Annotated in this window: 21 protein-coding genes; 8 read left to right on the forward strand and 13 right to left on the reverse strand. The window is 31.3% G+C overall.

The window, feature by feature from the left end:
• Nucleotides 1-110 precede the first annotated feature (110 nt).
• The 4 genes from RHP49_16655 to RHP49_16670 form a co-directional block, all read right to left on the reverse strand.
• The gene (locus RHP49_16655) at nt 111-1,238 is read right to left on the reverse strand and encodes an alkaline phosphatase (protein ID WNH12506.1); all 1,128 of its coding nucleotides are present in this window, start codon (nt 1,236-1,238) and stop codon (nt 111-113) included.
• Nucleotides 1,239-1,292: 54 nt separating this feature from the next.
• Nucleotides 1,293-2,954: a DUF5060 domain-containing protein gene (locus RHP49_16660; protein WNH12507.1), complete on the reverse strand. Its 1,662-nt coding sequence runs from the start codon at nt 2,952-2,954 to the stop codon at nt 1,293-1,295.
• Nucleotides 2,955-2,962: 8 nt separating this feature from the next.
• On the reverse strand, nt 2,963-3,904 hold the full coding sequence (locus RHP49_16665; GenBank protein ID WNH12508.1) for a family 43 glycosylhydrolase: 942 nt from the start codon (nt 3,902-3,904) through the stop codon (nt 2,963-2,965).
• A gap of 78 nt (nt 3,905-3,982) precedes the next feature.
• Nucleotides 3,983-4,969 carry an aldo/keto reductase gene (locus RHP49_16670; protein WNH12509.1) on the reverse strand — a complete coding sequence of 329 codons (987 nt, stop codon included), beginning with the start codon at nt 4,967-4,969 and terminating at the stop codon, nt 3,983-3,985.
• A gap of 132 nt (nt 4,970-5,101) precedes the next feature.
• On the opposite strand from RHP49_16670, the gene RHP49_16675 reads away from it, so the two are divergent.
• Nucleotides 5,102-5,452 (forward strand): hypothetical protein, encoded by a 351-nt coding sequence (locus RHP49_16675; GenBank protein WNH12510.1) that lies wholly within the window; start codon nt 5,102-5,104, stop codon nt 5,450-5,452.
• Here RHP49_16675 and RHP49_16680 read toward each other — a convergent pair.
• On the reverse strand, nt 5,445-6,392 hold the full coding sequence (locus tag RHP49_16680; protein ID WNH12511.1) for a nitronate monooxygenase: 948 nt from the start codon (nt 6,390-6,392) through the stop codon (nt 5,445-5,447). The two genes, RHP49_16675 and RHP49_16680, sit on opposite strands and share 8 nt — an antisense overlap.
• 173 nt (nt 6,393-6,565) lie before the next feature.
• On the opposite strand from RHP49_16680, the gene RHP49_16685 reads away from it, so the two are divergent.
• Complete coding sequence (locus tag RHP49_16685; protein ID WNH12512.1) at nt 6,566-7,063, forward strand: nicotinate-nucleotide adenylyltransferase; 498 nt, start codon at nt 6,566-6,568, stop codon at nt 7,061-7,063.
• Nucleotides 7,064-7,078: 15 nt separating this feature from the next.
• Here RHP49_16685 and RHP49_16690 read toward each other — a convergent pair whose 3' ends face one another.
• A complete protein-coding gene (locus tag RHP49_16690) occupies nt 7,079-8,308 on the reverse strand; it encodes a class I SAM-dependent rRNA methyltransferase (protein WNH12513.1) in 1,230 nt (409 codons plus the stop codon).
• A 159-nt stretch (nt 8,309-8,467) separates the two neighbouring features.
• Here RHP49_16690 and RHP49_16695 point away from each other — a divergent pair, with 159 nt between their 5' ends.
• Complete coding sequence (locus RHP49_16695) at nt 8,468-8,968, forward strand: nicotinate-nucleotide adenylyltransferase (GenBank protein WNH12514.1); 501 nt, start codon at nt 8,468-8,470, stop codon at nt 8,966-8,968.
• A gap of 89 nt (nt 8,969-9,057) precedes the next feature.
• On the opposite strand, the gene dnaK is transcribed toward RHP49_16695, so the two are convergent.
• Nucleotides 9,058-10,968 (reverse strand): molecular chaperone DnaK, encoded by a 1,911-nt coding sequence (gene dnaK / locus RHP49_16700; protein WNH12515.1) that lies wholly within the window; start codon nt 10,966-10,968, stop codon nt 9,058-9,060.
• Between the two features lie 281 nt (nt 10,969-11,249).
• On the opposite strand from dnaK, the gene RHP49_16705 reads away from it, so the two are divergent.
• The 4 genes from RHP49_16705 (at nt 11,250) to RHP49_16720 (ending at nt 15,549) form a co-directional block, all read left to right on the forward strand.
• Nucleotides 11,250-12,584: a glycosyl hydrolase family 28 protein gene (locus RHP49_16705; protein WNH12516.1), complete on the forward strand. Its 1,335-nt coding sequence runs from the start codon at nt 11,250-11,252 to the stop codon at nt 12,582-12,584.
• A 13-nt stretch (nt 12,585-12,597) separates the two neighbouring features.
• The gene (locus tag RHP49_16710) at nt 12,598-13,896 is read left to right on the forward strand and encodes an acetylxylan esterase (protein ID WNH12517.1); all 1,299 of its coding nucleotides are present in this window, start codon (nt 12,598-12,600) and stop codon (nt 13,894-13,896) included.
• Nucleotides 13,897-13,939: 43 nt separating this feature from the next.
• A complete protein-coding gene (gene panB / locus RHP49_16715; GenBank protein WNH12518.1) occupies nt 13,940-14,758 on the forward strand; it encodes a 3-methyl-2-oxobutanoate hydroxymethyltransferase in 819 nt (272 codons plus the stop codon).
• Between the two features lie 89 nt (nt 14,759-14,847).
• Entirely contained in the window at nt 14,848-15,549 is a 702-nt protein-coding gene (locus RHP49_16720) for an RluA family pseudouridine synthase (protein ID WNH12519.1), read from the forward strand.
• Here the strand turns inward: RHP49_16720 and RHP49_16725 are convergent.
• The 6 genes from RHP49_16725 to RHP49_16750 all read right to left on the reverse strand — a co-directional run bounded on the left by RHP49_16725 (nt 15,546) and on the right by RHP49_16750 (nt 19,237).
• Nucleotides 15,546-16,361 carry a histidine kinase gene (locus tag RHP49_16725; protein ID WNH12520.1) on the reverse strand — a complete coding sequence of 272 codons (816 nt, stop codon included), beginning with the start codon at nt 16,359-16,361 and terminating at the stop codon, nt 15,546-15,548. The genes RHP49_16720 and RHP49_16725 overlap by 4 nt on opposite strands.
• Nucleotides 16,337-17,041 (reverse strand): hypothetical protein, encoded by a 705-nt coding sequence (locus RHP49_16730; GenBank protein WNH12521.1) that lies wholly within the window; start codon nt 17,039-17,041, stop codon nt 16,337-16,339. The genes RHP49_16725 and RHP49_16730 overlap by 25 nt, the downstream gene beginning before the upstream one ends.
• Complete coding sequence (locus tag RHP49_16735) at nt 17,034-17,189, reverse strand: hypothetical protein (GenBank protein WNH12522.1); 156 nt, start codon at nt 17,187-17,189, stop codon at nt 17,034-17,036. The genes RHP49_16730 and RHP49_16735 overlap by 8 nt, the downstream gene beginning before the upstream one ends.
• A gap of 410 nt (nt 17,190-17,599) precedes the next feature.
• Nucleotides 17,600-18,091, reverse strand: a complete 492-nt coding sequence (locus RHP49_16740; GenBank protein ID WNH12523.1) for a hypothetical protein — start codon at nt 18,089-18,091, stop codon at nt 17,600-17,602.
• Nucleotides 18,092-18,150: 59 nt separating this feature from the next.
• A complete protein-coding gene (locus RHP49_16745) occupies nt 18,151-18,777 on the reverse strand; it encodes a CPBP family intramembrane glutamic endopeptidase (protein ID WNH12524.1) in 627 nt (208 codons plus the stop codon).
• Between the two features lies 1 nt (nt 18,778).
• A complete protein-coding gene (locus RHP49_16750; protein ID WNH12525.1) occupies nt 18,779-19,237 on the reverse strand; it encodes an Lrp/AsnC family transcriptional regulator in 459 nt (152 codons plus the stop codon).
• Between the two features lie 158 nt (nt 19,238-19,395).
• Between RHP49_16750 and RHP49_16755 the strand changes: the two genes are divergently transcribed.
• Complete coding sequence (locus RHP49_16755; protein WNH12526.1) at nt 19,396-20,619, forward strand: aminotransferase class I/II-fold pyridoxal phosphate-dependent enzyme; 1,224 nt, start codon at nt 19,396-19,398, stop codon at nt 20,617-20,619.
• The last annotated feature ends 136 nt before the right edge of the window (nt 20,620-20,755 follow it).

A 20,755-nucleotide genomic window follows, 5' to 3' on the forward strand; every position in this document is an offset into this window, starting at 1 on the left:
TTAACTATACAGTAATGAATTATAACTGATCTATAAAAAACTGGTCAAAAACGTTATGTAATTTTTCCTTAAGTCGAAGTTACTTAGAAATATTAATAATGATTTAAAATTTAGTTATTAGGTTTCCAATTAGTAACCTTTAATATTTTATGAAAAATTTCATTATTCTGATAGACACCCATAAACTCTTCTGCTCCTGGTCCATAAGCAAATACAGGGATTAAAGTAGCTGAATGTCCACTTGTTGAAAATATCCCTTCAACTTCGCTATAATCGCTATACTCTTTTCCATTTTCTCTTGTTTTGGTTTTAGCCGCTAAGGTAAATCCTCCTGTTTCATGGTCTGCTGTTACTATGACTAAGGTGTTACCATCACGTTTTGCAAAATCAAGTGCTTTTCCTATAGCATTGTCAAAATCTATTAATTCTGAAATAAGATAATCACTATCATTAGCATGTCCGCCCCAATCTATTTGAGAGCCTTCAACCATTAGAAAGAAATTAGATTTATTCTTATTCAAAAATTGAATTCCAAGTTCTGTGGCATTAGGTAAAAAATCACCTCTTCCTTTTGCTATTGCTGGCATATGTTTTTCTTCCAAAATATATGCAACCTTTGAAGATGATTTAATACTTTCAAAATCTCCTAAAGCTGTTGTGTCAATTTTAAAAGATTTAGAAGCTAAAGTATCAAATAGATTTCTTCCATCTTTTCTTTTATTAAAAAACTTTATCCCGCCACCAGCAAGAAAATCGATATTAGTCTCGACCATATCTGCGGCAATTTCTTCATCAAAATTTCTACTTAAAGCATGTGCCAAAAAGCTAGCAGGTGTTGCATGTGTTAGAGAAGATGTAGAAATAACTCCTGTTTTAATCTGCAATGGTGACACAATTTCTACTAATGAAACTACAGCAGTAGAATCATCGGCGACACCAATGGCACCATTATACGTTTTTACACCACAAGCAAATGCCGTAGCTCCAGCTGCAGAATCTGTAACATCTTCACGAGAAGAGGACGTATTAATTAATCCGATATGTTTAAAACGCCCATAATTAGGAGCTGTTTCTTTAAAATAAAAAGCTGAGGAAACCTGAGATAAACCAGTACCATCACCTATTAAAAGAATAACGTTTTTAGGAGTGTTGTTTTTAACTTCCAATATTTCACCTACTGAATGACAAGAACATAAAGCAATGATACTAATAGAAAAAATATACTTTGTGAGTTTCATTAGTTTTATAAATTAATTAAATTGATAACATTAAACTTCCCAAATTATTAATGACTACTCTTTCTTAACAATCAAAACCCAATCGGTTAAAGTATCTGGTGCTGTAAATGTAATAGGATTGTTATTAGATACCGAAATTGCTTCTAAAGCTATTTTATTACCCGTTTTAGCATCTAACCAAGTGGCACTATTATAATCTCCTGATTCTAATTGTAAATCAAACGGATTACCATTTGTTGAAAACACCAAATATTGGTTTCCTTTTTCAGATAAACACCACACTTTTTTATTATCATGATTAGATAATAATACATCCGTTGGATGCATCTTGTGAAATGTAATCTCATTCATCATCACATCACTTAAAATATCTAATTCTAAAGTAGAGGCTAGATACGGGTTATCGTCTTTAAAAAACGGTAACCCTTCAAACCCAAAAGCGACTAATTCGTCTTCACCTGCTTGCCCGCACCAATTAAATGAAGCTCCAGCAGTTACACACGCCCAAGCTGCTTGACGCAAATCGTCTAAAGTTGCCTTTGTGCGTTTTTGCCAAAAACGTCTCCAGAGCGCATTACCTTCAATCATATATACAGGTTTACCTGGAACATAACCTGCTAAACATGCCTCGTGATGGGTCCATGGTGCTTTCCAAAAAGGTCTGTCTAAATCGCGTTCTTCAGAAAAAATATAATGATTTTCTATAGCTGCAAAATTATATGCATCTCGATGGTATTCGTTATTAATTGGGTATTCATCTTCATAGGTACGTAAATGGTTAAACACATCGTATTTTTTAACTAATTGTGCCCAACCAAGTTCTTCTTCTTGTCTGTCTCCTGGAACTTCCCAAACATACCCCCATCCAGCAATATTTGCATAAGGTGCTAGTCTAGCAACAACATAGCGTACATAAAAATCTTTTTCATCCTCGCTTAAACTTGTCCATTCTGGACCATCATTTTTACTGCCATCAAAACCAAGAAACATGTGTAAGCCAATGTTTTTATTATTTAACCATTCTACATGATTTTCCATAAGCTTCCATACATCTAAGCGCATGGTACTTGATGCTTTGCCTTCTTCGTACAATGTTAAATCTTGTGTAGTTGGCTCTGGACCATCATGATAATATTGCTCAAAACAACATAAAGATAACAACCAGTTAACCTGTAAATGGTTATAACCACGATCAATTATAGGCTGATAAACATTTTTGGTAATCCAATCTAAAGGTTGTGCTATAGAACCATGACCACTTTCGTAATACGATTTTAACCAAACAGGATCTTTGCCGTTATAAGCAAACCATCGTGGATTTTCTTTGTAAGCTTGCAAAATACCTTTTCCTGCACCTACCGAAGTACATTCAAATTGAGCTTCTCCACCTTTAGTTGTATCACTCCAATGCCATTTGTAAGTCCACACGCCTATTTCATTTGGGATAAAACGCATTTTCCATATATGACCTCTAGTAACATCGCCTCCACCATTTCCATCGCCATCAAAAAAACCGAAAAACTCAGTTGTTTTTCCTGAAGGTGAAATGAATGTTGTATTAAGTTGAACATCTTTAAACTTATTAGTATACGTATTGGTATTCTCTATAGTCTTCTCAAACGTACGATATAAACCAACTTGCTGCAAAGGTTCTAGTTTAGCACAACTAAATATTGTAGAAGCAATGGTTAACAAAAGTAAAAAAATACTTCTCATTTTTTTAACTATTTTGTTGGTATAACAGGTTGTATCGTACCATCTTCATTATAAAATAATTTATCGAAACAAATAGATCTTCGGTAAGGATGTGGACTTGTTTTATGTCCCCAACCAAACTTACGCTCAACATCTGGATTATTTTTATAATACAAATCGGAATTATGGTAAAACATATACCATTGCCCTTTATATTCTACTATGGAATGATGGCTAGTGCCACTGTTCATTTTAGGTAAAATAACACCTTTATATTCAAATGGTCCTAACGGATTATCGCTCATAGCATATTTAATTTCACCACTTTCGCCTACATAAGATAAATAATATTTACCCTTGTATTTATGCATCCAAACGGCTTCAAAAAAATCATCTGTACCTTCTAATAAATGAACTTCACCATCATAAGAAATCATATCTTGATTTAGTTTTATGGCATTTACAACCAACTGTCCCATATATAAATAAGCTTGTCCGTCATCATCTATAAAAGCAGCTGGATCTATAAAATCACGATTACAAACAACACCTTCTGTATTGGTATGAATTAAAGGTTTACTTAATGGGTCTACAAATGGTCCTGTTGGGCTATTACCTACCGCAACCCCTATTTTACTATGCTCTACAGGATAATAAAAATAATATTTACCATTTCTGTTAATACAATCTGGTGCCCATGCTTGAGAACTTGCCCAATTAAGATTATCTAGAGAAAAAGCCACACCGTGGTCTGTCCAATTTTCCATATCCGTTGTAGAAAAAACATGCCAGTCTTCCATAGTAAACTTTACAGCATCATCTTTATCATGAGATGGATAAATATATAAGGTATCATTAAAAACCCGCGCCGATGGATCGGCAGTATACATATGTTTTATAAATGGATTTTGAGAAAAAACTATGTTACCTGTTATAAAACAAATAGTTGCAAATAAAATTCGAATCTTCATTTTTAGTCTATGGTTTGATTTTAATTGGTTATAACGAATATATTAAATGAACATAACTTTTAGCAAACTTGAAAGTTATTAATAACCGCCACGAATTTCATTATGAATAACTGTTTTATATAAATGAATTAAGGCTTCATGTATTTCTGAAGATAACGTATCTATGTTAGAAACTTGAGCGTTTGAGATTACTTGATTTGTTGAGCTTGCACCAGGAATGATGACACTTACAGCATCATGATCTAATATCCAACGTAGAGCTAATTGCACCATAGATAATTCACTTGGCAAAATGTCTTTTTTAATCGTTTCAACAAACTCTAAACCTTTTTCAAAAGGTAAGCCCGCAAAAGTTTCACCTACATTAAAAGCGTCTCCGTTTCTATTATAATTTCTATGGTCATTTTCTAGAAAGGTTGTATCAGCATTAAATTTACCAGAAAGTAAACCACTTGCTAATGGCAAACGTACAATAATACCAACACCTTTTTCTTTGGCCTTCGGAAATAACTCGGTTACTAATTTTTGTCTAAATACATTAAAAATAACTTGTAGTGATAATAGCCCTTCTTGTTCCATGCAAATTAAACCTTCCTCGACCGTTTCTACACTAGCTCCAAAATGTTTAATTAAACCTTCTTGTTGCAATTCGCGTAACCAATCAAAAATATCGCCATCTCTTAAATACTGAGTTGGAATGCAATGCAATTGTAATAAATCTAACGCTTCTACTCCTAATCGCTTTAAAGAAGCTTCAACCGATGCTCTTAATACCGCTTTTGTATACTTATCTGGATACGCATCTCCTGCCCTACCAAATTTTGTTGCTACGCGGATGGGAGTATTACATGTTTTTAAAAATTCTCCTATAAGAGTTTCACTTTTTCCATTGCCATAAACATCAGCCGTATCAAAAAAAGTTATATCATTTTTAACAGCTTCGTTTAAAATATTAAAAGCGTTTTCTTTTGACATGTCCTGACCCCAATCGGCTCCTAATTGCCAACAACCTAAACCAACTTCGCTTACATTAAATCCTTTATTACCTAGTTTTCTTATTTTCATTATCTATTATCTAAAGTTTAAAAACAAATTTACAGTTTTTTAACACTTTATCGTAATTATAGTTATACAAACGATTATTATATCTCGTTACGTGTAAATTGAATATTTTTCATTTCTTAAAATAAAAATACGATGAAAACAATTGTTACAATTTTAGCATTATCATTTACAGGCTTATGTAGTGGTCAATTTATATCAAATGATGGTGAATTACATGTAGCAGCAGGTGCATTAATATCTGCAACAACTTATACGGTTGTATATTCTACAACAAAAAATAAAAAGAAAGCTTTTTGGTATAGTTTAAGCGCTTCAGTTTTAGCAGGTATTGCTAAAGAAGTATATGATAGTACCAAACCACATAATAATTTTGATGCAGCCGATGTAGCCGCTACCGCCGTTGGAGGCTTAGTTGCAAGTACAACTTTAAGTTTATTTGTTGGAAACAAGAAAAAGAACAAAGGCGTAGCTCTTGTTAACTAATTAAATGCCTAATAATATCTTTTGTAGGTAGAATTTTATGAGTATGCTCAATACTCGGACCTGCCACCCAAACCGTTTTATAAGTAGCTTTGGTTGCTGCATTCTTTGTCGCATTCATGCCAATTGAAAAACGTATCATTTTCACCCATTTTTTAAGGCGCTTATTTTTGTTTAAAACGGATTCTAGCCAAGTTTGTTTAGTACCTATTTTTTGCACATATGGTGTATTTATAACTGTGCAAGGTGTGCCCGATATGCGTTCTGTCATAACAATATCATCTGCTCCATAATCAACACAAGCTTGTTTATATTCATTTGTAACTCCTGCTTCTACTGAAGCTATAAATGGGCTTCCTACTGAAACGCCGTCTGCTCCATATTTTAGCATAGTATCAACATCTGCCTTACAACCTACACCTCCAGCAGAAATTACTGGAATACTGCAATTTGTACTAAGTTCTTTATTAAGTGCTTTAGGTGATTTATTACCTCTATGCCCACCTGCTTTATTATTTACAGCTATAACAGCATCGGCTCCCAAACGTTCTACTTTTTTTGCATATTTTAAATCTACTACATCACAAAAAACCTTGATACCTACTTTATGTGCTTGCTTTATAGTTTCTTCGGGACTTCCCAAAGAAGTTATTATAAAATCACACCCTTCTTCACAAATAACACGTAATTGTTCTTTATATTTTAAATTTGATTTATTAACAATTAAATTAAAACCAAATGAACCTCCATCTGGTTTTGCAGCCTTAAGTTCTCTTAATGCTATTTTTAACTCATCAAGAGTTCTAAAATTTAATGCAGGAATACACCCTGCAATACCACAATTCATAGCCTCTTTTACCATCGCTACGTTAGATACTAAAAACATAGGTGCCTGAATAATAGGATGTTTTATATTTAAAAGTTGTGTGAGTTTTGTAGCCATAATTAGTTTTATTCAAATATAACAAAATATTATGCACGCATAACAACTAAGAATCAGTTAGTTATAAAAAACTAAAAATTAAATCACAAAACTCTGATTTCATGATATTTATCATTTTTTTATTATGCACGCATAGTTATTTTTAAAAATCTTAAACTTAAATATATTCTATCATGAAAACCATTGTATTCATTATGTTTTTATTTGGATTAACAGTCCTTTCAAACGCACAAACCATTGCTTTACAAGAAACAGTAATTGAATTAAACAATACATATTTAAATGCTGTTAATGCAGATAATGCAGCTGAATGTGTTAAAATTCTAGAAGAAAAAGTTGTAAATTATAATAGAGAGTTAACTCCATTATATAATGAGGTGTATGATACTTACAAAGTATCATTTTACATTCCCGAAGGGAAAATTATAGCGGTATACAATACAGACGGAAAAATTATAAGAACTATAGAAAAATATAATAATGTAAGATTGCCTTTAATTGTCATGCAAGCTATTGCAAAACGCTTTCCAAATTGGGGTATCATAAGTGATGCTTATCATATTAACTACCATTGTGAAAAAGACACCGTAAAACAAGAATATAAAATCAAGATTAAAAATGAAAATGAAATAATTACAGTAAAAACTAATGAAACTGGTATGTTTCTGTAAAATTTCACAAACTAATTAATCTAAAAAACGATAATAGACACATTTTAAATAAGCACCTTCTGGAAAACCTATGGGATGATCTTCATCATGTTGGGTTTTAAGTAATACTTTATATGTTCTATTTGTTGATGCTAATGTTTGACCGTTAATGTCGAAAAAAGCTTGACTAAGTACTCTTGACGAACAAGAAGCTAGAACCAATAATCCATTTTTAGCAGTTAACTGTTCTCCTAAATCAGCTAATTGGGCATACTTCTTTTTTGCTAAATCTATTTCTGAAGCTTGTTTTGCAAAACTTGGAGGGTCAATAACAACAACATCAAAAGTAACTTTGTTTTTTATTAACTTTTTAAGTTCTTCAAAAGCATCTCCTGCAATGGTTTTATGCGTGCCTTTATAGGTATTTAATTTACCATTTTCAATAGCTATTTCTAGCGCTTGTTTACTAATATCTAAACTAGTAACTTCTTTAGCTCCATTATATAATGCATGCACCGAAAATCCACCAGCATAAGAGAACACATCTAATACCGTTTTCCCCTTACTCCACTCGCCTACTTGTTTCCTATTAGCACGATGATCTAAAAAATAACCTGTTTTATGCCCTTTAATAACATTTGCTGAAAAGTTAACACCATGTTCAATAAACTGAACCACTTCATTTTCTAAAATTCCATAAACAACATCTCCGTTTTTTAATTGATGTGCATTAGATTGTTCTAAACTTCTACTTAATCTGATAACAACGGTTTTTGCATTTGAAACCTCTTGTAAACCTGATATAATAGTATCTAAATAAGGCAACCAGATTTCAGAATAAATTTTCACAACTAAAACAGATGCATACATATCAGCTATTAAACCTGGAAAACCATCGTTTTCACCAAATAGTAAACGGTAACTATTCGTATTTGTTTTTAATAAATTACGACGTTTGCTATAAGCGTCTTTTATTTTTTTTTGAAAAAAACTAGCGTTAATATTTACCTTTTCTGTGCTACTATGAAGCATTTTAATCCGAATTGGTGAATTAGCATCATACAACCCTAAACCAACAACACGGTTTTTATTTTTACCAAAAATGATTGCTAAATCACCAGATTTAGCATCTTCATTTATTTTAATAATATTATTTGAAAATACCCAAGGATGTCCTTGCACAACAAATTGTTCGCCTTTTGAATTTAGCTTTACCGCTAAGCGTTTGGGGTTATAATTTGATTTTATTTTTGTAGAGAAAGGCATAATTTATTTTAAAAAGTGAGTCAAAAGTATGGGTTTTTAAGTAATAAAAAAACAATCAAAATTAAACTATCAAAACTCCCTTATTATTACTGATGAAGATCATTGTAGAAAATTAATCAATAACATAACTTTTGTCTATTAATTAAAAATATCTATATCATGAAAAAATTAATTTTTAGTCTGATTATTATCAGTATGACATTTGAGATGTATTCTCAAATAAACCAACTACCAGAGGTAGTAATTACAGCAGTAAACTATAAGTACTTAAATTCTGTAGATGCTGTAGACACCGATTTGTCAGTACAAATGTTACAAGAACAAGTAGCCATGTACGATTTAAAAAACTCTGATCTTTATTATGATGATTATGATACCTATAATGTATCATTCTACATTCCTAACGGTAAAATATTAGCTGCATATGATAAAGACGGTAAAGTTATAAGAACTATTGAAAGATTTAAAAATATAAAATTACCAAAAAATGTACGAAATGCAATTTTCAAAAGATTCCCAAACTGGACTTTAGCAAAAGATGTGTATTCTGTTAGCTATAATACTGATGCAGCTTCAGTAAAAAAAACATACAAGGTAAAACTTGAAAATAATGGCGAAGTTATTAGAGTTAAATTGGATGAAAAAGGTAATTTTATGTAAACCAACAAAATCCTAAAAACAAAAAAACGCAACCAAAAATGATTGCGTTTTTTTTTATTTCAAACTAATGCTTTCACATGAATGACATATTACTTAACTTCTTCAAAGTCTACATCTTCCACATCACTACTTTCTCCTTGTCCGTTTTGACTTGCATCAGGACCTGGTTGTGCATCACCACCAGCTTGTTGTGCTTCAGCTTGTGCTTTGTACATTTCTTCAGAAGCTACTTTCCAAGCTTCGTTTATTTTATCTAAAGCTGGTGTAATAACCTCTAAATCTTTAGTTTCGTAAGCTTTTTTCAATTCTTCTAAAGCATCTACAATTGGCTGTTTTTTATCATCAGACAATTTATCTCCAAACTCTTCTAGTTGTTTTTCTGTTTGGAAAATCATAGAATCTGCTTCATTTAATTTTTGAGCACTTTCTACTGCTTTTTTATCTGCTTCTGCATTTGCTTCTGCATCTGCTTTCATCTTTTGAATTTCCTCTTCAGTTAAACCAGAAGATGCTTCAATACGAATATCTTGTGTTTTATTTGTTGCTTTATCTGTTGCTGATACTTTAATAATACCATTGGCATCAATATCAAACGTTACTTCAATTTGTGGCGTTCCACGTCTTGCTGGTGGAAGACCATCTAAATGGAAACGTCCAATGGTCTTATTATCTGCAGCCATGGCTCTTTCTCCTTGCAACACATGAATTTCAACCGATGGTTGATTATCAGCAGCTGTAGAGAATACTTGTGATTTTTTTGTCGGAATTGTTGTATTTGCTTCAATAAGCTTTGTAAATACATTACCCATAGTTTCAATACCAAGTGATAAAGGTGTTACATCTAAAAGTAATACATCTTTAACATCTCCAGTTAAAACACCACCTTGAATTCCAGCTCCTAATGATACTACTTCATCTGGATTTACACCTTTACTTGGTGCTTTTCCAAAGAATGCTTCTACTGCTTTTTGTACAGCAGGAATACGTGTAGAACCACCTACTAAAATAACTTCATCAATATCAGATTTTGATAATCCAGCAGCTTTTAAAGCCGATTGACAAGGTTCTATAGTACGTTTTACTAAATCGTCAATTAATTGCTCAAATTTAGAACGAGTTAATGTGCGTACTAAGTGTTTTGGACCACTAGCAGTAGCTGTAATGTATGGTAAATTAATTTCTGTTTGTTCAGAAGAAGATAATTCAATCTTAGCTTTTTCAGCAGCTTCTTTTAAACGTTGTAAAGACATTGGATCTTTACGTAAATCCATAGACTCTTCAGCATTAAACTCATCTGCTAACCAGTTAATAATTTTATCATCAACATCATCACCTCCTAAGTGTGTATCACCATCTGTAGATAATACTTCAAATACCCCATCACCTAATTCTAAAATAGATACATCATGTGTTCCGCCACCAAAATCAAAAACAACGATTTTTTGGTCAGTACCTTTTTTATCCATTCCATAAGCTAAGGCAGCGGCAGTTGGTTCGTTAATAATTCTACGAACTTTTAAACCTGCAATTTCACCAGCTTCTTTAGTCGCTTGACGTTGACTATCATTAAAATAAGCTGGTACAGTAATAACTGCTTCAGTTACATCTTGACCTAAGTAATCTTCAGCTGTTTTCTTCATTTTTTGAAGAATCATAGCCGATAATTCTTGAGGCGTGTATAAACGACCATCAATATCTACACGTGGTGTATCGTTATCGCCTTTTACAACTTTATATGGTACGCGTTCTGCTTCTGCTTTAGATTCAGAATACTTATTCCCCATAAAACGTTTAATAGAATAAACGGTTTTTGTTGGGTTTGTAACTGCTTGACGTTTTGCTGGGTCACCAACTTTAATTTCGCCTCCTTCTACAAAAGCAATAACCGATGGTGTAGTACGCTTACCTTCTGCGTTTGGGATTACAACAGCTTCGTTTCCTTCCATAACAGAAACGCAAGAGTTGGTTGTTCCTAAATCGATTCCAATAATTTTACTCATAATATTTTTATTTATTGTGTTGAATGTTCCTTTTTAAATTCATGGTACTAAAGTCAATGATTATGCCAACTAAAAAATGCTGACACAGTGTCAGTGCTTTTTAGTTAAAACTTTTGAATTTTTATTATTTACTTTATTTAGAAGGCTTTTTAATGTCAACTTAATTGTTTTCCAAAGCCTACCATCTTTCAAGAAAACTTTTAGCACTCTACACATAATTTACTATTTTTACATACTTTCATGAAAAAATCATGATCATTCAATTCATCATAATAAAAAAAATGAAAAACATCTGTTTATTAGTTATCACTTTGATATTAGTATCATGCTCTCAACAAACGAAACAAAAAGCAACCAATGAAAACATTTTTCCTGACGGAACAGTAATACCTGATTGGTTTTTAGATAATTCAAAAGTAAATCCTTCTGAACTAGGTAAATTTTATACAATTACAGATTATGGTGTAACTAATGATAGTACCATTGTACAAACTGCTGCCATTCAAAATACCATAGATGAAGCCTACAGAAATGGTGGCGGCGTTGTTGTTATTCCTGAAGGAACTTTTTTAAGTGGTGCCTTATTTTTTAAACCTAACACTCATTTACATGTGGTTAAAAATGGCGTTTTAAAAGGATCGGATAATATAGAAGATTATCCTTTTAAACCATCTAGAATTGAAGGTCAAAGTATTGAATACTTCTCTGCTCTCGTTAATGCATTTGGTGTAAATGGTTTTACTATTACTGGCAATGGTATTATTGATGGAAATGGTTTAAATTATTGGAAAGCTTTTTGGCAACGTAGAAAAGAAAACCCTAAATGTACAAACCTAGAGGTCTCTAGACCGCGTTTGGTTTTTATTTGGAAATGTGACAATGTACAAATACAAGATGTTCATCTTAGGAATTCTGGATTTTGGTCTAGTCATTATTATCAATGTAATAATGTGAAAATTTTAGATTTGCGTATTACCTCTCCTCATGAACCTATTAAAGCACCAAGTACAGATGCCATAGATATTGATGTTTGCTCTAATGTATTAGTAAAAGGATGCTATATGGCAGTAAACGATGATGCTATTGCATTAAAAGGCGGTAAAGGTCCTTGGGCTGATAAAGATGCAAGTAATGGTGAAAATACTAATATAATTATTGAAGATTGTGAATTTGGGTTTTGTCATGCAGCATTAACAAACGGCAGTGAATCTATTCATAACAAAAATATAATAATGCGTAATTGTAAAGTTACTGATGCGAAACGTTTATTATGGCTAAAAATGCGTCCAGATACCGCTCAAAACTATGAATATATTACTGTTGAAAACATTACAGGACAAGCACATAGTTTTATTTATATAAAGCCTTGGACTCAATTTTTTGATTTAAAAGGAAGAGAAGATGTGCCTCTATCCTATTCAGACAATATTACCATGAGAAATATTGATTTAAAGTGTGATATTTTTTATGACATGAAAATCACTGAATATGATAAGCTTACAAATTTCACGTTTGAAAACATAAATGTTGAAGCAAAAAATGGCGAATACGACAAAACAATTATTGAAGGCCTTACATTTAATAATGTAAAAGTAAATGGTGAATTAATTGAGTAAATTTATTATTGAAATGAAAAAATTAAACATCTTTTTAGTTGCTTTAATACTACTTATTAATAAACAGATTTACGCTCAAAACTCTCCTGCACCAATAAAATTGGTGCAGTTTGTTTTAACACCAAACCATGATAATTGGAACTATAAACTTAATGAAAAAGCTTCAATAAAAATTTTGGTTCACAAATTTGGTGTACCAATAAAAAACGCAAAAATAACCTATCAATATGGACAAGATTTTTTGCAAGAAGAGAAAAAAGGAGAATTAAAATTAAAAAATGGTACCGGACAAATAAGCATTGGTACCATGAAAACTCCTGGTTTTAAACAATTAATTGTAAAAACAATTATTGACGGACAACTTTATAGAGACCAAATAAAAGTAGGATTTGCTCCTTTTAAAATAAAACCAACTACTAAGAATCCTAAAGATTTTGATAGCTTCTGGCAAAAGGCTATAAACGATAATAAACAAATACCTATAGACCCCGTTTTAACCTATAAACCTGAATATTCTACAACAAAAGTTGATGTTTTCTTGGTGCAAATACAAAACTATAAAAAAGGACAACATGTATATGGGTATTTAAGTAAACCAAAAGATAATAAAAAACACCCGGTCTTATTTCACCCACCAGGAGCTGGAGTAAAAAAAATCAACCCTATCCTGGCTTTTGCCGAACAAGGTTTTATAAGTTTTACTACAGAAATACATGGTATTTCTCCTGAAGTTTCTAAAGAAGACTATAAAGATATTAGTCGTGCATTAGGGAATTATTGGGCTATTAATTTAGATGACAAAGACAATTACTATTACAAAAGTGTTTACTTAGGTTGCACTCGTGCCATTGATTTTTTAACAAGTTTACCCGAATTTGATGGTAAAAATGTAGTAGTAACTGGTGGCAGCCAAGGCGGTGCTTTATCTATTGTAACTGCAGGCTTAGACAAAAGAGTTACAGCACTTGCTTCTTTTTACCCTGCTTTAAGCGACAATAGCGCTTATATAAATAATAGAGCTGGTGGGTGGCCTTTTATGTTTAGTAACAAGTACAATCATGCAACAACAAATAAATTAAATACAGCATCATATTATGATGTTGTTAATTTTGCTAAAAGAATTTCTGTTCCTGGTTTTTATTCAACAGGTTATAACGATAATACCTGTACACCTACATCTACACTATCTGCATTTAACTCTGTAAAGGCAGAAAAAACAATTGTTATCACTCCAATTTCTGGACATTGGCGTTTTGAAGAGACCAATGAGAAATCTATAAAATGGCTTAAACAAAAATGTGGAATAAAATAACTATTCACTATTTTTACATTCTACTAAAATTAATACAAAACACATGTCTGTAGCAAAAAAAGAATACAAACGCATTACCGTAAAAACATTGGTTGATATGAAAACCAATGGTGAAAAAATATCAATGTTAACAGCGTATGATTATACGATGGCAAAAATTGTTGATAGTGCTGGTGTAGATGTTATTCTTGTTGGAGATTCTGCTAGTAATGTAATGGCAGGACATGAAACCACATTACCTATTACTTTAGACCAAATGATTTATCATGCTTCTTCAGTAATTCGTGCTATTGATCGTTCGTTAGTGGTAGTTGATTTACCTTTTGGAAGTTACCAAAGTGACCCAAAAGAAGCTTTGCGTTCTGCTATTAGAATTATGAAAGAAAGTGGAGCTCATTCTGTAAAATTAGAAGGAGGTAGAGAAATAAAAGATTCTATAAAACGCATATTGAATGCAGGAATTCCAGTAATGGGTCATTTAGGTTTAACACCACAATCTATTTATAAGTTTGGAACTTATACTGTTCGTGCAAAAGAAGAAAAAGAAGCAGCCGATTTAATAAAAGATGCTAAAGCATTAGAACGTATTGGTTGCTTTGCTATCGTTCTTGAAAAAATACCTGCAGCCTTGGCTAAACAGGTAGCAGAAAGCGTTAGTATTCCTATTATAGGCATTGGTGCAGGAAATGGTGTCGACGGACAAGTATTGGTGTTGCATGATATGCTTGGAATGACACATGAATTTCATCCACGATTTTTACGTCGCTATATGAACTTATACGAAGACATGACTAGTGCTATTTCTCAATATGTTGAAGATGTGAAAACTATTGATTTCCCTAATGATAGTGAGCAGTATTAGTTTACAGTCGTAGTATTCAGGTTTATTCAAATAAAAAAGCTTTTTTTTACGACATCGCATAAATAAACATCGCAAAAATTCTAGCATTAGTGGCAGATAAGATTCTTTCAAACAAATCCAACCTTCAAGTGCTTTTTGAAGATAATCACATTATTGTGATTAATAAAAGAGCAGGTGATATTGTACAAGGTGATAAAACGGGGGACAAACCTTTAAGTGACGTTGTTAAAGAATACATTAAAGATAAATACAATAAACCAGGAAATGTTTATTTAGGAACTGTACACAGACTCGATAGACCAACAACTGGACTTGTTATATTTGCTAAAACCAGCAAAGTATTGCCAAGATTAAATGCGCTTTTTGTTTCAAAAGATATAAACAAAACTTATTGGGCTATTGTTAAAAATGAACCAAATAAGAAAAGTGATACACTAATTAACTGGCTTAAAAAAAATACGAAAAACAACAAATCAACTGCATATAATAAAGAAATAAAGGATAGTAAAAAGGCCATTCTTCATTATAAATTATTAAAGACGTTAGATAACTATTTTTTACTTGAAATTAATTTAGAAACGGGAAGACATCATCAAATTCGCTCACAACTTTCAAACATTGGAAGCCCTATAAAAGGCGATTTAAAGTACGGATTTGATAGAAGTAATAAAGATGCTAGTATTCATTTACATGCCAGGTACATTTCATTTATACATCCCGTAAAAAAAGAACCTATAACCATTACTGCACCTTTACCGAAAGACCCCATTTGGGATGCTTGCACAAGCTAAACATTAACAGAATTAAACAACGGATAGTTTAATGTTAAAACAACGCCATTATTAGGTTTTGAAACAATATCTAATTCTGCATTAATTAAATCAGCTCTACTTTTCATATTAATTAAACCTGAACCATTCTCTATATCTCCAATATTGAAACCTACGCCATCATCTTGAGCAGTAATTAATAGGGTATCAGACTTATAATCTAAAATAATACTCAAATTTTTAGCTTCAGAATATTTTACTGAATTTGATAAGAACTCCTGTAAAATTCTAAAAATAATAATTTCATGTTTTCTATTTGTAAAACCTACTTTGTCGCCTATTATTTTAAGTTTGGCTGAAGTAAATTTCATTTTTTTAAGTCGGTTTAATTCATTGGTAATCGACTTTTCAAAACCAATATTTAAAACAACCTCATTATTTAAAGTTTTTGAAAGTGCTCTAACTTCAGACAAACTCTCCCTTAAGGCATCAGTAGTATCTTGAAACTTATCTTTAAGATCATCAGTAACCTGCATTTTTAATATACTTAACTGCATATTAGCAAACGATAATAATTGCCCCACATTGTCATGTAATTCCCAACCAATGTTTTTTAAAGTCTGCTCTTGAGTTTCTGTTTGAGCTAGTGTAATTTCTTCTTCAAAAGCCTGTTGTTGTTTAATTTTATCTAATAGTAATTTGTTCTTTCTTTTTAAAAAAACCACAAAAAATATTATTACCAAAGTTGTGACAATTGCTAAAACAGCAATCATATATATTAATAAATACCGTTCTGAAGCTGTACTAGCTATTCGTTCTGAGGTCTGCACCATATTAATGCAAATGTAAAAGTTAAATACATAAATATATTAGCAAATAAATAAATTTCTCGTCTTAAAAAGATATAATTCCAATCTCCCTTTGAATTATACACATCATAAAACACTAATGGTGTGATTATAAGCCACCAAATAAAAATACCAGTACTAATATAAAAGTTTAGTGATTTATAAAATGTTAATATTTTTTCACTACTTAATATTTCATAAAAATAAAATGCCGTACATAAAAAAATAATGACCGCTCCTAGAATACTTATTATTGGGAAAAACTGAACAAAATAATCATCCCAATTAACCAATATGTAAATAATTGAAAAAACTAAAAAGAAATAACCACTGTATTTTACAATTATTCTAAATCTTCTGTTAATTAAAATGCCAAAATAATAGAAAGAAAAAAATAGAATAGCGCCTATTTTCCAATACAAGGTTGTCCACCAGAAATTTCTTATAAAAACAGTCCCCTCTAAAAAGCTCAAAAAGCCACCGTTCTTTATATAATGTACATAGCTCCCTAGAAAATCGCAAACAGATAAATACACTAAAAACCATATAAAATATTTAGATTTTGTTTGTTTATACTTGTTATAAAGTACTAAACCTGTAACAGCTGCTAAAATTTCAATACAAAACGTAATAGTGTTATTGTATTCAAATAAAAATTTATTCATTAATATTATTTTGGATAGCCCCTTCTCCTCCATTCCCGTCATTTAAAAACGGTACAGGTATATTCTCTTCATCAACTCCCATAAAGAACGAAGTAAACATGGATGCCTGAGAAGCAGATTTATATCCCGTCGGTGGAAAAAACAGCATGTTTTGACCTCATTATTTTTTTTTAGCAGCAAAGTAAATCCTCACCCCCGTCATGTTATACCCTTCTTCTTTAGCTCCGTTTTCAGCATAATCTAGATAGTTATGCAAATGCTCCAAAGACCATCTTAATGATTTTACTTCGTCATCAAATTTAGCTTTGCCTGCTTTACTAAATAACGTTGAAGATTTTGCTTCTCAAGTTTTACTTAACTCAACAGCTCTTTCTTGAGAAATGACACCAGAAGGTTTCTGAAAATTTGCTTAGTTCGAAATTTTAGCATCTTCCTCAGAACAGCTAAAACTAATAAAATCAACACATACTAGTATACATTTAATCAAATTTTTCATGTTTTTGATTTAAAAATTCATCAAATGTAATATAATTCTCCAAAATCACAAAGAGGTAAATCTTAATTTGGATAACCTGCTTGCCCTCCAGTACCCTCATTTAAAGGACTTACTGGAATAATTTCTTGGTTTACTTTAAGAGTTCCTTGGTTATTAGAATCCTTTATTTTTTCTCCAATTGGAGCAATAAACATAGTTGTATAATCTTTTTTATTAGGATTTATATCTTCAGGATAAACTCCTAGATAAATACGGATAGCAGTCATATTATACCCTAAACTATCCGATTGACTTTTGGCATAATTTAAATAATTCTGGATATCATCTATAGACCATAAAACGGAACGATCATCAACTTTTCCCGCTGCAGAATCAACAGCTTTTTTTCTTGTTTTAGTCCAATTAGCACTTAATGCCCTAGCTTCAGAAGGTGTGATAAGTCCGTTAGGTTTTACTATTTTTACTGGATCCTCACCTATTTGTTTCGGACAAAAATAATAGGTAGATAATGCTCCAATAATAATGCCCAAAACGATGTAACTTAATTTTCTCATATTTACATTTTAATTAGATAATAAAAGTAATAAAAAGTTTCAATTTTATAATAAATATTTTACATAGGAAACCCTAGCATACTTCCCATACCAACTGTAAATAACCAACTCCCATAAATAGCATGTTCTATTGATACTAAAAGTGTTGACTTAGTTTTATTAAAAGTCAATGCAAATAATAAACCTCCTAGAAAAGTTAAAATTATTACCAAAGAATTCTTAAAAAATAAATGAGCTAAAGAAAACACAATGGCATTAATGAAAATAAAAAGTAATTCACTTTTAAACAGCATTTTATAACGTTTAAAAAAGAAGGTTCTATAAAGTAACTCTTGTGGATATACTGAGAAAAAGCTATATATCAGAAGAAATTTAACCCACATTATTGGTTTATTTAGTACCACTTCAAAAAGTGCCTTTGTGTTAGTTAACCAAACAAAAAGCGTTGTTAAAAAAGCTATTAGTAAAAATTTAATTAATGTTTCTATCCAAAAAAGTTTCCAATTTAAATAAGGTGTTATTCTAAATTTTTCGTTTTCAACTTTTAATAAAATATAAATAATATAACATAAACCTAAAACCCCAAATGCCAGTTTTATATACGCCGAATAGGAAAGTGAATAACTTACAGGTATTAAAATAAAAATGATAAAAAACTCAATGCCTTTATAGAATACTGAATTCATATTAAAAATTAATTGCTGTGGTATGTTTTACTTCATTTATAACAAACATACTGTGTGTACTTCCAATATGATTGATAGATGTCAACTTTTTTACCATAAATTCTCTAAAAGCAACCATATCTTTTACCAATACTTTTAATAAATAATCGTAATCCCCACTAATATGATAACATTCTAATACCTCATTTAAATTCGTTACTTCTTTTTCAAATTTTACAACATAATCTTGAGTGTGTTGTATTAACTTAATATGACAAAATGCAACAAAAGATTTATCAACCTGATCTTTATTAACTAAAGCCACATATTTATTTACAAACCCCTCCTTTTCAAGTTTTTTTATACGCTCATAAACCGCTGTAACAGATAAATTCAGTTTATTAGAAAGCTCTTTATTTGTCTGCTTACTATCCTGTTGTAAATATTCTAAAAGCTTTTTATCAATGGCATCAAAAATCATAATTGAATATTTTTCATTAAAACATATTTTAAACTTAAAATTACAACAAAATAATCTACAAAAACCACATATACTAGTTTTATATATCAAATAAAACCACATACATTGTTTTTAAATCTATAAATACTGAAATTTGTTTAAATACAAAATTTAATATTATGGCATTTAAACCCGCAAACAATATACAAGACTTACAATATTTTGGAGAATTTGGAGGTGTAAATCCTTCTATATCTGATTCTTCAACATACACGTTCCTATCTGCAAAAACCATGTTTGACACTTTCGAAGGGAATGCCGATGGTTGCTATTTATATTCACGTCACTCCTCTCCTTCTAACTTATATTTAGGAGAGGCTTTAGCTGCTATGGAAGGAACTGAAACGGCTAATGTGTCCGCTTCAGGTATGGGAGCCATTACTCCTGTTATTTTACAATTATGTGGTAGTGATGACCACATTGTTTCGAGCAGAACTATTTACGGGGGCACCTATGCTTTTTTAAAAAACTTTGTGCCTCGTTTTAATATTGAAACCTCATTTGTTGATATTACCAATTTAAAAATGGTTGAAGCAGCCATTACACAAAACACAAAAGTGCTGTATTGCGAGTCGGTTAGTAATCCCCTTTTAGAAGTTGCAGATATTAAAGGTTTATCTGAAATAGCAAAAAAACACCATTTAAAATTAGTAGTAGACAATACCTTTTCTCCGTTGTCTATTTCTCCTGCAATTTTAGGAGCCGATGTTGTTATTCACAGTTTAACAAAATTTATAAATGGCTCAAGTGATACCGTTGGTGGCGTAGTTTGTGGCACCCAAGAATTTATTAACGATTTACGTAATATAAACTGCGGCGCTTCTATGTTATTGGGATCAACAATGGATAGCCTAAGAGCATCTTCAGTTTTAAAAAACTTAAGAACACTTCATATAAGAATGCAACAGCATAGTAAAAACGGTCTATATTTAGCTAAAAGATTTGAAACTGATGGTTTAAAGACGGTCTATCCAGGATTAAAATCACATCCTTCTCATAACTTATTTAAAAGTATGATGAATGAAAAATATGGTTATGGCGGTATGCTCACAATTGATGTAGGAACTTTAGAAAAAGCAAATGAGCTTATGGAACTCATGCAAAACAAAAACTTAGGCTATTTAGCTGTTAGCTTAGGGTTTTATAAAACTTTATTTAGTGCTCCAGGAAGTTCTACTTCATCAGAAATCCCTGAAGACGAACAACACGCCATGGGTTTAAGCGATGGGTTAATTCGTTTCTCTATTGGTTTAGATGACGATATTGAGCGTACATACCTAATTATGAAGCAATGTATGATTACTGTTGGTGTTTTAGAACCAACTCATTTAATTACAGATTAAAAAAATAGATTTTTCATAGTTTATTTTCTTGTTTTAGAAGTAGATAAAAATTAATTATAAATGAAAAAACGTTAACTATTAAAATGTTTTCTAAGTCTTGTAATCGCTATACAAGAATATCTTTGACTAAGATTAA

The sequence above is a fragment of the Flavobacteriaceae bacterium HL-DH10 genome (assembly GCA_031826515.1).
Taxonomy (GTDB): Bacteria; Bacteroidota; Bacteroidia; order Flavobacteriales; family Flavobacteriaceae; genus Thalassobellus; species Thalassobellus suaedae.

Coding starts and splice junctions, on each gene's coding strand:
- RHP49_16755 (WNH12526.1), top strand. CDS start 19,396: ATGGCATTTAAACCCGCAAACAATATACAAGACTTACAATATTTTGGA.
- RHP49_16670 (WNH12509.1), bottom strand. CDS start 4,969: ATGAAAATAAGAAAACTAGGTAATAAAGGATTTAATGTAAGCGAAGTT.
- panB (WNH12518.1), top strand. CDS start 13,940: ATGTCTGTAGCAAAAAAAGAATACAAACGCATTACCGTAAAAACATTG.
- RHP49_16735 (WNH12522.1), bottom strand. CDS start 17,189: ATGCTGTTTTTTCCACCGACGGGATATAAATCTGCTTCTCAGGCATCC.
- RHP49_16705 (WNH12516.1), top strand. CDS start 11,250: ATGAAAAACATCTGTTTATTAGTTATCACTTTGATATTAGTATCATGC.
- RHP49_16690 (WNH12513.1), bottom strand. CDS start 8,308: ATGCCTTTCTCTACAAAAATAAAATCAAATTATAACCCCAAACGCTTA.
- RHP49_16655 (WNH12506.1), bottom strand. CDS start 1,238: ATGAAACTCACAAAGTATATTTTTTCTATTAGTATCATTGCTTTATGT.
- RHP49_16710 (WNH12517.1), top strand. CDS start 12,598: ATGAAAAAATTAAACATCTTTTTAGTTGCTTTAATACTACTTATTAAT.
- RHP49_16730 (WNH12521.1), bottom strand. CDS start 17,041: ATGAATAAATTTTTATTTGAATACAATAACACTATTACGTTTTGTATT.
- RHP49_16680 (WNH12511.1), bottom strand. CDS start 6,392: ATGGCTACAAAACTCACACAACTTTTAAATATAAAACATCCTATTATT.
- RHP49_16665 (WNH12508.1), bottom strand. CDS start 3,904: ATGAAGATTCGAATTTTATTTGCAACTATTTGTTTTATAACAGGTAAC.
- RHP49_16685 (WNH12512.1), top strand. CDS start 6,566: ATGAAAACCATTGTATTCATTATGTTTTTATTTGGATTAACAGTCCTT.
- RHP49_16750 (WNH12525.1), bottom strand. CDS start 19,237: ATGATTTTTGATGCCATTGATAAAAAGCTTTTAGAATATTTACAACAG.
- RHP49_16675 (WNH12510.1), top strand. CDS start 5,102: ATGAAAACAATTGTTACAATTTTAGCATTATCATTTACAGGCTTATGT.
- RHP49_16725 (WNH12520.1), bottom strand. CDS start 16,361: ATGGTGCAGACCTCAGAACGAATAGCTAGTACAGCTTCAGAACGGTAT.
- RHP49_16745 (WNH12524.1), bottom strand. CDS start 18,777: ATGAATTCAGTATTCTATAAAGGCATTGAGTTTTTTATCATTTTTATT.
- dnaK (WNH12515.1), bottom strand. CDS start 10,968: ATGAGTAAAATTATTGGAATCGATTTAGGAACAACCAACTCTTGCGTT.
- RHP49_16695 (WNH12514.1), top strand. CDS start 8,468: ATGAAAAAATTAATTTTTAGTCTGATTATTATCAGTATGACATTTGAG.
- RHP49_16740 (WNH12523.1), bottom strand. CDS start 18,091: ATGAGAAAATTAAGTTACATCGTTTTGGGCATTATTATTGGAGCATTA.
- RHP49_16660 (WNH12507.1), bottom strand. CDS start 2,954: ATGAGAAGTATTTTTTTACTTTTGTTAACCATTGCTTCTACAATATTT.